This is a genomic window from Pseudomonas cremoricolorata DSM 17059 = NBRC 16634 (assembly GCF_000425745.1).
GTDB classification, from domain to species: Bacteria; Pseudomonadota; Gammaproteobacteria; order Pseudomonadales; family Pseudomonadaceae; genus Aquipseudomonas; species Aquipseudomonas cremoricolorata.
The window spans coordinates 319,655-334,376 of record NZ_AUEA01000007.1; the positions used below are offsets into that span (position 1 = coordinate 319,655).

The 14,722-nt window shown below is 61.4% G+C and carries 12 protein-coding genes and 7 tRNA genes; 16 read left to right on the plus strand and 3 right to left on the minus strand.

Features of this window, described 5'->3' with window-relative positions:
* Positions 1-21: 21 nt before the first annotated feature.
* The 3 genes from fabF to mltG are packed head-to-tail and all read left to right on the plus strand — an operon-like array spanning position 22 to position 3,263.
* Positions 22-1,266, plus strand: coding sequence for a beta-ketoacyl-ACP synthase II (gene fabF, locus H618_RS0110060; protein ID WP_028694947.1), 1,245 nt, complete (start codon positions 22-24; stop codon positions 1,264-1,266).
* Positions 1,266-2,081 (plus strand): aminodeoxychorismate lyase, encoded by an 816-nt coding sequence (gene pabC, locus H618_RS0110065; RefSeq protein WP_028694948.1) that lies wholly within the window; start codon positions 1,266-1,268, stop codon positions 2,079-2,081. Before fabF ends, pabC begins: the two co-directional genes overlap by 1 nt.
* Before the next feature lie 3 nt (positions 2,082-2,084).
* Positions 2,085-3,263 (plus strand): endolytic transglycosylase MltG, encoded by a 1,179-nt coding sequence (gene mltG / locus H618_RS21555; RefSeq protein WP_033727595.1) that lies wholly within the window; start codon positions 2,085-2,087, stop codon positions 3,261-3,263.
* Positions 3,264-3,287: 24 nt separating this feature from the next.
* Here mltG and H618_RS0110075 read toward each other — a convergent pair whose 3' ends face one another.
* Positions 3,288-4,097, minus strand: coding sequence for a deoxynucleotide monophosphate kinase family protein (locus H618_RS0110075; RefSeq protein ID WP_028694949.1), 810 nt, complete (start codon positions 4,095-4,097; stop codon positions 3,288-3,290).
* Between the two features lie 186 nt (positions 4,098-4,283).
* Between H618_RS0110075 and H618_RS0110080 the strand changes: the two genes are divergently transcribed.
* From H618_RS0110080 to H618_RS0110100, 5 genes are all read left to right on the plus strand, one after another.
* Positions 4,284-5,270 (plus strand): DNA polymerase III subunit delta', encoded by a 987-nt coding sequence (locus tag H618_RS0110080; protein WP_028694950.1) that lies wholly within the window; start codon positions 4,284-4,286, stop codon positions 5,268-5,270.
* A gap of 30 nt (positions 5,271-5,300) precedes the next feature.
* Complete coding sequence (locus H618_RS0110085; RefSeq protein WP_028694951.1) at positions 5,301-6,083, plus strand: TatD family hydrolase; 783 nt, start codon at positions 5,301-5,303, stop codon at positions 6,081-6,083.
* Between the two features lie 368 nt (positions 6,084-6,451).
* Complete coding sequence (locus tag H618_RS0110090) at positions 6,452-7,087, plus strand: TetR/AcrR family transcriptional regulator (protein WP_028694952.1); 636 nt, start codon at positions 6,452-6,454, stop codon at positions 7,085-7,087.
* Positions 7,088-7,171: 84 nt separating this feature from the next.
* Entirely contained in the window at positions 7,172-7,777 is a 606-nt protein-coding gene (locus H618_RS0110095) for a DUF4823 domain-containing protein (RefSeq protein ID WP_028694953.1), read from the plus strand.
* Positions 7,778-7,785: 8 nt separating this feature from the next.
* The gene (locus H618_RS0110100; protein WP_028694954.1) at positions 7,786-8,367 is read left to right on the plus strand and encodes a DUF1285 domain-containing protein; all 582 of its coding nucleotides are present in this window, start codon (positions 7,786-7,788) and stop codon (positions 8,365-8,367) included.
* A 53-nt stretch (positions 8,368-8,420) separates the two neighbouring features.
* Here the strand turns inward: H618_RS0110100 and H618_RS0110105 are convergent.
* Together H618_RS0110105 and H618_RS0110110 are read right to left on the minus strand one after the other, a co-directional pair.
* Positions 8,421-8,496 (minus strand) — tRNA-Asn (locus tag H618_RS0110105).
* 54 nt (positions 8,497-8,550) lie between these two features.
* Complete coding sequence (locus H618_RS0110110; protein ID WP_028694955.1) at positions 8,551-9,747, minus strand: amino acid aminotransferase; 1,197 nt, start codon at positions 9,745-9,747, stop codon at positions 8,551-8,553.
* A gap of 276 nt (positions 9,748-10,023) precedes the next feature.
* On the opposite strand from H618_RS0110110, the gene uvrB reads away from it, so the two are divergent.
* The 8 genes from uvrB to H618_RS0110150 all read left to right on the plus strand — a co-directional run bounded on the left by uvrB (position 10,024) and on the right by H618_RS0110150 (position 14,597).
* Positions 10,024-12,039, plus strand: coding sequence for an excinuclease ABC subunit UvrB (uvrB, locus tag H618_RS0110115; RefSeq protein WP_028694956.1), 2,016 nt, complete (start codon positions 10,024-10,026; stop codon positions 12,037-12,039).
* Positions 12,040-12,154: 115 nt separating this feature from the next.
* Positions 12,155-13,636, plus strand: a complete 1,482-nt coding sequence (gene gltX, locus H618_RS0110120) for a glutamate--tRNA ligase (RefSeq protein WP_028694957.1) — start codon at positions 12,155-12,157, stop codon at positions 13,634-13,636.
* A 230-nt stretch (positions 13,637-13,866) separates the two neighbouring features.
* Positions 13,867-13,942, plus strand: a tRNA-Ala gene (locus H618_RS0110125).
* A gap of 72 nt (positions 13,943-14,014) precedes the next feature.
* Positions 14,015-14,090: transfer RNA gene (locus H618_RS0110130), tRNA-Glu, on the plus strand.
* Positions 14,091-14,142: 52 nt separating this feature from the next.
* Positions 14,143-14,218: transfer RNA gene (locus H618_RS0110135), tRNA-Ala, on the plus strand.
* Positions 14,219-14,261: 43 nt separating this feature from the next.
* Positions 14,262-14,337, plus strand: a tRNA-Glu gene (locus H618_RS0110140).
* 65 nt (positions 14,338-14,402) lie between these two features.
* Positions 14,403-14,478: transfer RNA gene (locus H618_RS0110145), tRNA-Ala, on the plus strand.
* A gap of 43 nt (positions 14,479-14,521) precedes the next feature.
* Positions 14,522-14,597 (plus strand) — tRNA-Glu (locus H618_RS0110150).
* Positions 14,598-14,722 lie beyond the last annotated feature (125 nt).

Genomic DNA, 14,722 nt, shown 5'->3' on the forward strand with positions numbered 1-14,722 from the left:
TCATTTGAAAAGGAGAGTACTGTGTCGCGTAGACGCGTCGTAGTCACCGGTATGGGGATGCTGTCGCCCCTGGGTACTGACGTACCGAGCACCTGGCAGGGCATTCTGGCTGGACGCAGTGGTATCGGTCCGATCGAACATACCGACTTGACTGCCTACTCCACCCGTTTTGGCGGCTCGGTGAAGGGCTTTGAAGTCGAGCAGTACCTGTCAGCCAAGGAAGCACGCAAGCTCGATCTGTTCATTCAGTACGGTCTGGCGGCCGGTTTCCAGGCGGTGCGAAATGCCGGGCTGGACATCAGCGATGACAACCGTCAGCGCATCGGCGTGGTGATGGGGTCGGGCATCGGCGGCCTGACCAACATCGAAGAGACCAGTCGCACGTTGCATGCGCAGGGGCCACGGCGGATCTCGCCGTTCTTCGTGCCGGGTTCGATCATCAACATGATTTCCGGTTTCCTCTCGATCCACCTGGGCCTGCAGGGCCCCAATTATGCGGTTTCCACTGCCTGTACCACGGGCACCCACTGCATCGGCATGGCGGCACGCAACATTGCCTACGGCGAAGCCGATGTGATGATTGCCGGCGGGGCCGAGATGGCCGCCTGTGGCCTGGGCATGGGCGGCTTTGGCGCGTCGCGGGCATTGTCGACGCGCAACGATGAGCCTGCCCGCGCCAGCCGTCCCTGGGATAAAGGCCGCGATGGCTTCGTGCTGTCCGACGGCGCAGGTGCCTTGGTTCTGGAAGAACTCGAGCACGCCCAGGCGCGCGGAGCCACCATCTATGCCGAGCTGGTCGGATTCGGCATGAGCGGCGACGCCTACCACATGACCTCGCCCCCTGAAGACGGCGAAGGTGCCGCCCGCTGCATGGCCAACGCCCTGCGCGATGCGGGTATCGCCCCTGAGCAGGTCAGCTACATCAACGCCCACGGTACTTCGACCCCAGCCGGCGACATCGCCGAGGTGGCAGCCATCAAGCAGGTGTTTGGCGAGCACGCTTACAAGCTTGCGGTTAGCTCGACCAAGTCGATGACCGGCCATCTGCTGGGTGCGGCGGGTGCGGTAGAGGCGATCTTCAGTGTCCTGGCGATCAACAGCCAGATGGCGCCGCCCACCATCAACCTGGACGAACCTGACGAAGGGTGTGATCTGGACTTCGTACCGCATCAGGCGCGCAGCATGCCTATCGACGTCGTACTGTCCAACTCCTTCGGCTTCGGCGGCACCAACGGATCGCTGGTATTCCGCCGGTTCCAAGGCTGATGCAAGGCTGGGTGGACGGTCAGCCGGCCTCTGTGCTCGATGTGCAGAACCGCGGGCTGGCCTACGGCGATGGTCTGTTCGAGACCATCGCCGTGCGCGGCGGTCGGCCGAGCTTGCTCGACGGTCATCTCGCCCGCCTGGCGCTGGGCTGTGCACGTCTTCTGATCGAGGTCGACCCGGCCTTGGTCCGCGAAGAGGTCGAACGTTTCGCCAGCCAGCTTGGCGAAGGCGTCGTCAAACTCATCCTTACCCGCGGCGATAGCCAGCGAGGCTATGCCTTCGCCCCGGCATCGCCGGCGCGGCGCATTCTCCAGGCGGGTCCTTTGCCTGCTTACCCGGCAGCGCACGCCGAGCAGGGCATTCGCCTGTTCGCCTGCCAGACGCGGTTGGCCGAACAGCCCCTGCTGGCGGGGCTCAAGCACCTCAATCGGCTCGAGCAGGTATTGGCACGCGCGGAATGGCAGGATGCCGAGCACGCCGAAGGCCTGATGCGCGATACCCAGGGCCGGGTGATCGAGGGCGTCTACAGCAACTTATTCCTCGTTCACGGTGCTGAGCTGTATACCGCAGACCTTAGCCGGTGTGGCGTGGCGGGCGTGATGCGCGCAGCGCTGATCGAGCAGGCGAAACGGCTCGACATGGCTGTTCGTATCACTGACCTCGCAAGCGATGATCTGGCCAGGGCCGATGAAGTATTCGTGTGCAATAGCGTGTATGGCATCTGGCCGGTGCGTGCCTGTGGTGCGCTGAACTGGTCGCCAGGGCCAGTCACCCGTAAACTGCAGACCGTTGCCCGTACGTTACTGGATACCTGATTCGTGAGACGTAAATTCCTCCTGCTGCTTGAAATTGGCCTGGTCCTGGCGGGCCTGACGTTCGGCTGGGCGGCCTGGAAAGTGCATTCCGTGGTCGATCAGCCCATCCAGCTCAGCGCCGAGCGCATGCTCGAGGTGCCGAGCGGTACCACGCCCAATCGCATGTTCTATCGAATGCAGCAGGACGGCTTGCTCGACGACCCTGTATGGCTGCGTTTGTACTGGCGCTTCAACATGGCCGGCACGGCCTTGCACACCGGCGAGTATCGCTTGACGCCCGGCATGACCATGGGTGAGCTGTTCGATGCCTGGCGCCGTGGCGATGTCGTGCAGTACACCCTCACCCTGGTCGAGGGCTGGAATTTCCGCCAGGTGCGCGCAGCGCTTGCCAGGCATGACACCCTGCAGCACACCCTCGATGGCCTGAGCGATGCCGAGGTGATGGACAAGCTTGGGCATTCAGGCGTGTTTCCCGAAGGCCGCTTCTTCCCTGATACCTATCGTTTCGTGCGCGGCATGAGCGATGTCGAGCTGCTGCAGCAGGCTTACATGCGCCTGGACGACGTACTGGCCCAGGAATGGGCGGCCCGGGCCACCGATTTGCCCTACCGTGATGCCTATCAGGCGCTGATCATGGCTTCTCTGGTCGAGAAGGAAACGGGCATTCCCCAAGAGCGCGGGCAGATTTCCGGCGTCTTCATCCGCCGGTTGCGCCTCGGCATGATGCTGCAGACCGACCCCACCGTGATCTACGGCATGGGCGAGCGCTACAACGGCCGCATCACCCGCGCCGATCTGCGCGAACCGACCCCCTACAACACCTACACCATGGTCGGTCTGCCGCCAACGCCGATCGCCATGGTTGGACGTGAGGCGATTCATGCGGCGCTCAATCCTTCGTCCGGCACGAGTTTGTATTTCGTGGCCCGCGGCGATGGCAGTCATGTGTTCTCGGATGACCTGAACGATCACAATTCTGCGGTACGTGAATACCAGATCAAGCGCCGTGCCGATTACCGCTCAAGCCCGGCGCCGCGTGGCACTGCCACACCTGCCGCGCAGGACGCAGTGCCCGACAAGCCCGAGACAGTGCCCAAGGGCGGCGACAGCGACGCGCCCGCAGGTATCGGTCCAGACGCTTCAACGCCTGAAGCGGCCGACAAGCCAGCCGCTGCGCCTTAACACGCAGCCTGGCTCGTCGCAAGGTCAGTGCTGATGCTCGACCAACCGCTCCCAAGCGCCTTGCACCGTCTGTTTCAGCGCTGCCAGTGAGCCATTGTTCTCGATGACCACGTCGCCGCTGGCGCGGGCGATGCCAAGTTCCGAGGAGTGGGCGTGAACCCTGACTGCGTCATCGCGGGTGATGTGCCAGATCACCCCTCCATGGGCGCGCCAGAACGCCGCTTCGTTTTCGTAGCGAATATCCTTGATGACGAAAACCGATTTGCCGGCAGCATCGGTCAGACGCCGAGTGCCCTCCAGTATCGGCTGACGGGCTCGCTTGCTCACGTAGTCGGGTACATCACGTTCGACGCACGCGGTCAGAATGGCGAACATCGCATGCGGCGTTTTTCCCCAATAAGTGTCGGGCTCGCATCTGCAGGCCTTGCTCCAGGTCTGCTCATGGTTGAGCCCCCAGAAGGCCTGCACAGCCAGCCAGAGCGCTGCATCGGGTGATGCCAGTTGCTCGGCGGTGGCGCAGAGGTGAGGGGGGGCAGGGTAGTTGAGCTGTCGATCCGCTCGCAGCAGCCAGTGGTCTGGATTATCATGCCGCATCCATTCCGTGCCTGCGCGCTGGAACATTTGCCGCGGAGAAGTGCCCCACAGATCGATCGGCAACTCTTTGTAGGCGTCTTGCCAGGCCTGCTCATCGCTCAGGCCGAACAGTGCCTGGCAGCCGAGTTTCAATGGATCAGCCAGGGCGTAGGCGGCCACTTGAGGATGCTCGAGGAGCATGCAGGCGACGGTGTCCTTGCCGCTTCTGGCGATGGCGGCGAGACCAATGATGGTAGGCATAGTCAGGCTCAAAGCTGCGATTTTCTTGGCATAACCAATGAATGTAAAGGGTAGGGTGAGTGGAAGAGGTGCGTAACAGTCTGATGGCGCAATTGTTTGCACGGTCACGTTGTGCAGATACCCGGCGGCATGACCACGATCCTCTGGCGTTCGCTGGCCTGTCCAGTGGCCTGTGGGGGCATTGTGGTGGTTGACGTCTATCCGTGGCAGACAGCCCTGTGGCAGCAAGTGGCGGGGCGTACTCAGCATGCCCATGCTTACTTGCTGCACGGTTCCCAGGGTATTGGCAAAAGGGCGCTGGCCGAGCGCCTGATGGCGCGCCTGTTGTGCCAGCAACCGCAAGGTGCCGACGCCTGCCAGCGCTGCAAGTCGTGCCTGTTGCTCAAGGCCGGTAGCCATCCCGACCATTTCGTCCTCGAGCCCGAGGAAGCGGACAAGCCGATCAAGGTCGACCAGGTGCGCGAACTGGTGACTTTCGTGGTGCAGACTGCTCAGCAGGGGGGGCGCAAGGTGGTGCTCATCGAGCCGGTCGAGGCGATGAATATCAACGCGTCCAACGCACTGCTCAAAAGCCTCGAAGAGCCTTCCGGTGACACGGTGCTGCTGTTGGTCACTCACCAGCCCAGCCGTTTGCTGGCAACCATCAAGAGCCGCTGCCAGCAGATCGCCTGTCCGCAGCCCACTGCCGTTCAGAGCCAGGCCTGGCTGGCCTCGGCGCTGCCGGACTGCGAGCCTGAGCAGCGCGACGTGTTGTTGACGCTTGCCAGTGGATCGCCGCTGTCGGCCCTGGCCTTGCACGAACAAAGCGTGCTCGAGCAACGTGCTCTGGTGGTCGAAGGGGTGAAGAAACTGCTCAAGCAGCAGCAATCCCCCAGCCAGTTGGCCGAGGCCTGGAATGCGATCTCGCTGCTGCGGCTGTTCGACTGGTTTTTCGAATGGACCCACCTGATCCTGCGCTACCAACTGACCCAGGACGAGGAAGGTCTAGGCCTTGCCGACATGCGTAAGGTGGTTCAGTACCTGGGGCAGAAGAGCCCGCAGGCCGGTGTTCTGCAGGCGCAGAACTGGGTGCTGGAGCAGCGCCAGAAAGTGCTCGGCAAGGCTAACCTCAACCGCGCATTGCTACTTGAAGCACTGCTGGCGCAGTGGGCGCAGTTGCCCGGCTCGCGCTGATTTCCCATTGAACACGATGTAAGGCTTCTCATGCTCGTAGATTCCCATTGCCACCTAGACCGACTCGATCTCAGCGTCCATCAGGGATCGCTCGATGCTGCCTTGCAGGCGGCGCGTGATCGCGGCGTCGGTCACTTTCTGTGCATTGGCGTCAGCGCCGACAACGCCTCGGCGGTCAAGGCGCTGAGCGAGCGCTACGTCGATGTCGACTGTTCAGTGGGCATTCACCCGCTGGACCTTGCCCCGAACCAGATGCCTGTCCTGGACTGGCTGCTTGCCGAGCTGGCGCATCCCCACGTCGTGGCGATCGGTGAGACCGGCCTTGATTACCACTACGAGCCGCAAGCGGCCAAGGTGCAGCAGGACTCATTCCGTCTGCACCTGGAAGCCTCGCGGCAGACCGGCAAGCCGGTGATCGTGCACACGCGGGCCGCGCAGGCCGACACCCTTGCATTGTTGCGCGAAGCCAGCCTGCCGCAGGCAGGCGTGCTGCACTGCTTCACCGAAGATTGGGAAATGGCCAGGGCCGCGCTCGATCTGGGCTATTACATTTCACTCTCGGGCATCGTGACCTTCCGCAATGCCGAAGCGCTGCGCGATGTCGCCCGGCGCGTGCCGGCTGATCGCTTGCTGGTGGAAACCGACTCTCCCTACCTGGCACCCATTCCACATCGTGGCAAACCCAACCTGCCGCAATACGTGCGCGAGGTGGCGGAATTCATCGCCTCGGTTCGCAGCGAAAGCTACGAGAACCTGGCTAGGCAAACCACCGACAACTTCAAGCGTCTGTTCCCCCTGGCTCGGGTCGCCTGATCGGGCGCGGCTGCGCAGGTAAAAAAAACCCGGGTTCTGGGGGAGGGAATCCGGGTCAAGACCATTAGGAGTCAAACAAGGGCGGTTGGTCCTTTGCGCCCCTATCGACGAACCGCCAGGGGGAGGGCGGCGCGTCAACACCTCAAGTATTGGCCAGGATCCGCACAGTGCCAGTGTCCTCTGATCATTTTTTGCACAGTTACCGCTTGCGCCGCCGAACGGTCGCTGCCGCTACTCATCGCAAGGCTCGAGCGACGCCTCGCTGCTGCCCTGTGCGAAGTGGTGAAACAGACATATGCTCGATGTTCCGTGCATTTTGCCGCCATTTGGGCATAATAATCCGCTTCGATTGTCAGCCAGTCCTTCCCATGCAGAAAGAACCTCGCAAGGTCCGTGAATTCCGTCGTCGCGAACAGGAAATTCTTGATACCTCTCTCAAATTGTTCCTCGAGCAAGGTGAAGACAGCGTCACCGTCGAGATGATCGCTGACGCCGTCGGCATAGGCAAAGGCACCATCTACAAGCACTTCAAGTCGAAAGCCGAAATCTACTTGCGGCTGATGCTCGACTACGAGCGCGACCTGAACACGCTGCTGCACTCCGACGATGTCGACCGCGACCAGGAAGCTCTCTCGCGCGCTTATTTCGAGTTCCGCATGCGCGATCCGCAGCGCTATCGCCTGTTCGACCGCCTTGAAGAAAAGGTCGTCAAGGGCAATCAGGTGCCTGAGCTGGTGGAAGAGCTGCACCGCATTCGCGCCTCCAACTTCGAGCGCCTGACCTTGCTGATCAAAGGCCGTATCAGTGAAGGCAAGCTTGAGGACGTCCCTCCGTATTTCCACTACTGCGCCGCCTGGGCTCTGGTGCATGGCGCGGTCGCGCTCTATCACTCGCCGTTCTGGAGCAACGTGCTGGAGGATCAGGAAGGTTTCTTCCAGTTCCTCATGGATATCGGCGTACGCATGGGCAACAAGCGCAAGCGAGATTCCGAGCCCGCCCACTGATCCACGCAGGCTGGAGCGAACTGGCGCAAAAGCTGCATCTGGCGTCTGAACGTCGGTTTTTCGTCACCGGCATTAGGAGGAAGGATGCGCAGCCTGGGTTTGCTACTCGCGTTGATGACGCTGGGTGGTTGCATGAACGTGAGCGACATGGGCGAGGGCGTGCGCTACCACATGAGTGACGCCGGCCTGCTCGATCACAGCGATACACGGCGAACCCTGTCGGTTCGCCTGCAGCCTGACTCGTTCATCCTGATCGGCCAGGGCGCCTTCGTCCCGCCTGGTAAAGGCCCGGTGCCGCGGCAGAACGTGGTCGCCGAAGAGGCGTTCAAGGCCTTCATCGAATATTTCCCGCTGGTGCGTCGCGCCCAGGCCCCGCTGGGGCTCGAAGAGGCGCTGTCCGAGGCGCGGTCTCTGGGCGCGCACTACGTGTTGTATACCCGCTACGCGCGCACCGACGACCGGATTGGCAACGGCGATCAATGGTATGACGAGCAGGCCGTCGATCGCCTCGGCTGGGACAGCGGCGTGGTGCAGATGATGCTCATCGAAACCAGTACTCGCTACCTGATCGACACCGTCCGCATTCGCAGCCGCGGTGGCCTGTTGACCCTGCATGACACGACCCCGGCCGATTTGCTCGCAGCGCCCATGCGCGAGTACGCTCGAAGCCTGGTGGGTATGAGTCGCTGAGGCTAGACATGACCGATTCAGGCAAGGCCAACGATTTGCTGGCGCACATTCCCGGCGGCAAAGGATTACCGCCGGTTCATCTGTGGAACCCGGCGTTCTGCGGTGACATCGACATGCGCATCGCGCGCGATGGCACCTGGTATTACCTGGGCAGCCCTATCGGCCGCAAGCCGATGGTCAAGCTGTTTTCCTCAATCCTGCGACGCGACGGCGATGACTACTTCCTGGTGACGCCGGTCGAGAAGGTCGGCATTCAGGTCGATGACGCGCCGTTCGTGGCAGTCCTGCTGCAGGTCGAAGGCGAGGGTGAGCAGCAGCGCCTGCGCTTCACTTCTAACGTCGAGGATGACATTGAAGCTGGCCCTGAGCATCCATTGTGGGTGACGGTCGATCCGCTGACCGACACCCCGGCGCCTTACCTGAGCGTGCGCGGCAATCTGCATGCGCTGATCAATCGCAGTGTGTTCTACCAACTGGTCGAGTTGGCCGTGTCACGGCTTGTCGAAGGGCAAGAGCGACTGGGTGTGTGGAGCCACGGTGAGTTCTACCCGATCGATGGCAGCAGCCCGCAGCAGTCAACCGCGGACTGACTCGCGCAGAATGCAAAAACCCCCAGTGCTCACGCATCTGGGGGTTTTGTGTTTGGCTCCGCGACCTGGACTCGAACCAGGGACCCAATGATTAACAGTCATTTGCTCTACCGACTGAGCTATCGCGGAATTTGCGCGTATCTTACTGATTCAAAAGGGGAAGTCAAGCCTCCCCAGGGTGGATCAGAGCACCTCGACGATGGCCTTGGTGACCACGTGGATGTTGGCCTGATTGAGTGCCGCCACGCAGATACGACCGGTGTCCAGGGCGTAGATGCCGAATTGATCCTTCAGGCGCGCCACTTGCTCGGCGCTCAGGCCGGAGTACGAGAACATGCCGCGTTGGCGACCGACGAAGCTGAAGTCGCGCTGGGCGCCGTATTCGGCCAGCAGCTCGACCATCTGCTTGCGCATGCCGTGGATGCGGGTGCGCATCTCGCCCAGTTCGGTTTCCCACATCTGCCGCAGTTCGGCGCTGTTGAGGACCGCCGCGACGATGCTGGCGCCGTGGGTGGGCGGGTTGGAGTAGGTAGTGCGGATGACTCGCTTGACCTGCGACAGCACGCGGGTGGCTTCATCCTTGGATGCGGTCACGATCGACAGTGCGCCGACGCGTTCGCCATACAGCGAGAACGATTTGGAGAACGAGCTGGAGACGAAGAAGTCCAGACCCGATTCGGCGAACAGGCGCACGGCGAAGGCGTCTTCGTCGATGCCGTCGCCAAAGCCCTGGTAAGCCATATCCAGGAAGGGCACATGACCTTTGGCCCTGATCACGTCCAGCACGTTCTTCCAGTCGTCCAGGCTCAGGTCGACGCCGGTCGGGTTGTGGCAGCAGGCGTGCAGCACGATGATCGAGCCGGCAGGCAGTTGGTCGAGGTCTTCGAGCATGCCGGCGCGGTTCACGTCGTGGCTGGCGGCATCGTAATAGCGGTAGTTCTGGACCGGGAAGCCCGCGGTCTCGAACAGGGCGCGGTGGTTCTCCCAGCTGGGATCGCTGATTGCCACGACGGCGCCGGGGCTCAGGCGCTTGAGGAAATCGGCGCCGATTTTAAGTGCGCCGGTGCCACCCACTGCCTGGACGGTCACCACGCGGCCCGCCGCGAGCAGGGGCGATTGGGCGCCGAACAGCAGTTTCTGCACGGCCTGGTCGTAGCTGGCGATGCCGTCGATGGGCAGGTAGCCGCGGGAAGCGTGCTGAGCTGCGCGCTGGGTTTCAGCCTCGATCACTGCGCGAAGCAGGGGAATTCGGCCTTCCTCGTTGGAGTAGACGCCGACACCCAGGTTGACCTTGTGGGTCCGAGGGTCTGCATTGAAGGCTTCGTTGAGGCCCAGGATAGGGTCGCGGGGTGCCAGCTCGACAGCGGAAAACAGGCTCATTTTACCTTGGCTCTGATTGAAGAATGAGAGAACACGCACCCTTCAGCCCACATGCACTGAAGCGGTGCAAACGGGGAGTCAGTATAGTGATAGCGCCTGCGCACTGCGACAGTCTGGCGCAGGTTTTTGCGCGCTTTTGCGCAAATTTTTCCAACCATCGGTCGATTGCCCGGGTCCATTGCCAGAGGCCAGGCGGCAGTTGCCGGAGCAGGGGTCGCCGGGCTGCCGGATCAGGTATAGACTACTGGCTAAATTTACAGGTATGCGAGGTTGTTCATGTCCGAGTTCCAGCTCGTTACCCGCTTCGAGCCTGCTGGCGATCAGCCCGAGGCCATTCGCCAGATGGTCGAGGGCATCGAGGCGGGTCTTGCCCACCAGACGCTGCTTGGGGTCACCGGCTCGGGCAAGACGTTCAGCATCGCCAACGTCATTGCCCAAGTGAAGCGCCCGACTCTGGTGCTGGCACCGAACAAGACCCTCGCTGCGCAGCTGTACGGTGAGTTCAAGGCGTTCTTCCCCAACAACGCCGTCGAGTATTTCGTTTCCTATTACGACTACTACCAGCCCGAAGCCTACGTGCCGTCTTCCGATACCTTCATCGAGAAAGACGCCTCGATCAACGACCACATCGAGCAGATGCGCCTGTCGGCCACCAAGGCGCTGCTCGAGCGCCGCGATGCGATCATCGTGACCACCGTTTCCTGCATCTATGGTCTGGGCAGTCCCGAGACATACCTGAAGATGGTCCTGCACGTCGATCGCGGCGACAAGCTCGATCAGCGTGCACTCTTGCGCCGCCTGGCAGACCTGCAGTACACCCGCAACGAGATCGACTTCGCCCGGGCCACGTTCCGCGTGCGCGGCGATGTCATCGATGTGTTTCCGGCCGAGTCCGACCTTGAAGCGATTCGCATCGAGTTGTTCGACGACGAGGTGGAGAACATCGCGGCGTTCGACCCGCTGACCGGCGAAGTCATCCGCAAATTGCCGCGCTTCACCTTCTATCCCAAGAGCCACTACGTCACCCCGCGCGGCACCTTGCTCGAAGCGGTGGAAGGGATCAAGGTTGAGCTCAAGGACCGCCTCGAGTACTTGCACAAGCAGAACAAGCTGGTCGAAGCCCAGCGCCTCGAGCAGCGCACCCGTTTCGATCTGGAAATGATGCTCGAACTGGGTTATTGCAACGGCATCGAGAACTACTCGCGCTACTTGTCCGGTCGCCCCTCGGGGGCGCCGCCACCGACGCTGTACGACTACCTGCCGGCAGACGCCTTGCTGGTCATCGACGAGTCCCACGTCAGTGTTCCGCAGGTGGGTGCGATGTACAAAGGCGACCGCTCGCGCAAGGAAACCCTGGTCGAATACGGCTTTCGTCTGCCTTCGGCCCTGGACAACCGGCCAATGCGTTTCGATGAGTGGGAATCCATCAGCCCGCAGACCATCTTCGTATCGGCAACCCCTGGCCCGTATGAGAAGGAGCATGCCGGACGCGTGATTGAGCAGGTGGTGCGTCCCACCGGCCTGGTCGACCCACCCGTCGAGGTGCGCTCGGCGCTGACCCAGGTCGATGACCTGCTCTCGGAGATTCGCAAGCGTGTGGCCATTGGTGAGCGGGTGCTGGCCACGACCCTGACCAAGCGCATGTCCGAAGACCTGACCGACTACCTGGCCGATCACGACGTCAAGGTCCGCTATCTGCACTCGGACATCGACACCGTCGAGCGGGTCGAGATCATTCGCGACCTGCGTCTGGGCACCTTCGATGTACTGGTGGGCATCAACCTGCTGCGTGAAGGCCTGGACATGCCGGAAGTGTCGCTGGTGGCGATTCTCGATGCCGACAAGGAAGGCTTCCTGCGCTCCGATCGCTCGCTGATCCAGACCATCGGCCGCGCTGCCCGTAACCTCAATGGCCGCGCCATTCTGTACGGCGACCAGATCACCGGCTCCATGCAGCGCGCCATCGATGAAACCGAGCGTCGCCGCGAGAAGCAGATTGCGTTCAACGAGGCCCATGGCATCGTCCCCAAAGGTGTGGTCAAGGACATCACCGATATCCTCGAGGGGGCCACGGTGCCAGGCTCGCGCAGCAAGAAGCGCAAAGGCATGGCCAAGGCGGCAGAGGAAAGCGCGCGTGCCGAAGCCGAGCTCAAGACCCCGGCCGATATCACCAAGCGCATCAAGCAGCTGGAAGAGAAGATGTTCCAGGCCGCCCGTGACCTTGAGTTCGAAACCGCAGCGCAGCTGCGCGATGAAGTGGGCAAGCTGCGCGATCGTCTGATCACCAGTTAGGCCGTATCCAGCTAGCGCCCGCCTGCGATCACGCTGCGGGCGCGCCATTGCTGGAGCAGCAGGCCTGCTCCCTGCTACCATCGCGGCTTTGTTTCATTGCCATCCGAGACCCTTCATGACCACCGTTCGTACGCGCATCGCGCCGTCGCCCACCGGCGACCCCCATGTCGGCACTGCCTACATCGCCTTGTTCAACTACTGCTTCGCCAAGCAGCATGGCGGTGAATTCATCCTGCGCATCGAGGACACCGATCAGTTGCGCTCGACCCGCGAGTCCGAGCAGCAGATCTTCGACGCGCTGCGCTGGCTGGGCATCGAGTGGAACGAAGGTCCGGATGTCGGCGGTCCGCACGGTCCGTATCGGCAAAGCGAGCGTGGCGACATCTATGCGCGCTACGCCAAGCAACTGGTCGATGCCGGACACGCGTTCTACTGCTTTTGTACCAGTGATGAGCTCGAGCAGATGCGCGCCGAGCAGATGGCCCGTGGTGAAACCCCGCGTTATGACGGCCGTGCCCTGCAACTGAGCGAGGCTGAAGTGCAACAGCGCCTTGCCGCCGGCGAGCAGCACGTGATTCGCATGAAGGTGCCCAGTGAAGGTGTGTGCATCGTGCCGGACATGCTGCGCGGCGATGTCGAGATCCCGTGGGATCGCATGGACATGCAGGTGCTGATGAAGGCCGATGGCCTGCCGACCTACTTCCTGGCCAACGTGGTCGATGACCACCTGATGGGCATCACCCATGTGCTGCGCGGTGAAGAATGGCTGCCGTCGGCGCCCAAGCTGATCAAGTTGTACGAATACTTCGGCTGGGAACAACCCAAGTTGTGCTACATGCCGCTGTTGCGCAATCCGGACAAGAGCAAGCTGTCCAAGCGCAAGAATCCGACTTCGGTCACCTTCTACGAGCGTATGGGCTTCATGCCCGAGGCGATGCTCAATTACCTCGGTCGCATGGGCTGGTCGATGCCCGATGAGCGTGAGAAGTTCTCGCTGGCCGAGATGGTCGAGCATTTCGATCTGTCCCGCGTGTCGCTGGGCGGGCCGATCTTCGATATCGAGAAGCTGTCGTGGCTCAATGGCCAGTGGTTGCGTGAGCTGCCGGTGGAGCAGTTCGCAGCGCGCCTGCAACAATGGGCGTTCAACAGCCACTACATGATGCAGATCGCGCCCCATGTTCAGGGCCGTGTCGAGACCTTCAGCCAAGTGGTGCCGCTGGGTGGGTTCTTCTTCGAGGGTGGGGTCAAGCTCGATGCAGCGCTGCTGCAGAGCAAGAAACTCAGCGCCGACCAGGTGCGTCAGGTCATTCAGCTGATCTTGTGGAAGCTCGAAGGGCTGCGCCAGTGGGAAAAGGAACGCATCACTGGCTGCATCCAGGGTGTCGTCGACGCCTTGTCGCTCAAGCTGCGCGATGCCATGCCGCTGATGTTCGCCGCCATCACCGGACAATCGAGTTCGGTGTCGGTGCTCGATGCCATGGAAATTCTGGGTCCGGATCTGACCCGTTATCGTCTTCGTCAGGCACTCGACCTGCTCGGCGGCGTTTCGAAGAAAGAAAACAAAGAGTGGGAAAAGCTTCTGGCAGCCATTGCCTGAGGTTGAAATAAACCGCGATACCTTTGAGCAAGGCGAGCCTCTGCCGCCTTGTTTCAGGGGGCGCGAAGGGTAGGGGTAAGTGATTGTTATCTGTGAAAATTTTTTTGAAGTTTTTCAAAAATTAGTTTGACAGCTTCGCAATCCAATCTTAATATGCGCCCCGTCCACAGCGATCAGCCAAGATGAAGCGCCAGGCACCCAGCCAGCGGTTCGGTAGATTGCGACATTGTGGGGCTATAGCTCAGCTGGGAGAGCGCCTGCATGGCATGCAGGAGGTCAGCGGTTCGATCCCGCTTAGCTCCACCACATTCCGCTTGATGGCCACGGCCAGCAAGCAAGACCGGGTCCAGCAACCGGGTCTTGAAGGTAAGAAGGTTCGTCCCCTTCGTCTAGTGGCCTAGGACACCGCCCTTTCACGGCGGTAACAGGGGTTCGAGTCCCCTAGGGGACGCCAGTTTTGCACAAGCGATGAGCACTTCTTCGCTGGGCCGAGAGGCTAGAAATCCGGGGCTATAGCTCAGCTGGGAGAGCGCCTGCATGGCATGCAGGAGGTCAGCGGTTCGATCCCGCTTAGCTCCACCAATTTTGCCAGGATGCGTTTAACGCATCTGCACGAAGGTTGTATGTCCCCTTCGTCTAGTGGCCTAGGACACCGCCCTTTCACGGCGGTAACAGGGGTTCGAGTCCCCTAGGGGACGCCACTTTTACCTGCGTTTTGCAGGACTTAAAGAGGCTCATTCGCATATTGAATGGGCCTTTTGTTTTCGGGGCTATAGCTCAGCTGGGAGAGCGCCTGCATGGCATGCAGGAGGTCAGCGGTTCGATCCCGCTTAGCTCCACCATTTCTGCCAGGATGCGTTACAAGCATCTGCACGAAGGTTACATGTCCCCTTCGTCTAGTGGCCTAGGACACCGCCCTTTCACGGCGGTAACAGGGGTTCGAGTCCCCTAGGGGACGCCATTTTTACTCGCGTTTTGCGAGACTTCAAAGGCTCATTCGAATATTGAATGGGCCTTTTGTTTTTTCAGCCAGCCTCCCATTCCCTTTCTGCGCAGCCTCCTTCGGGCGGCAAAGCGTTCACGCTT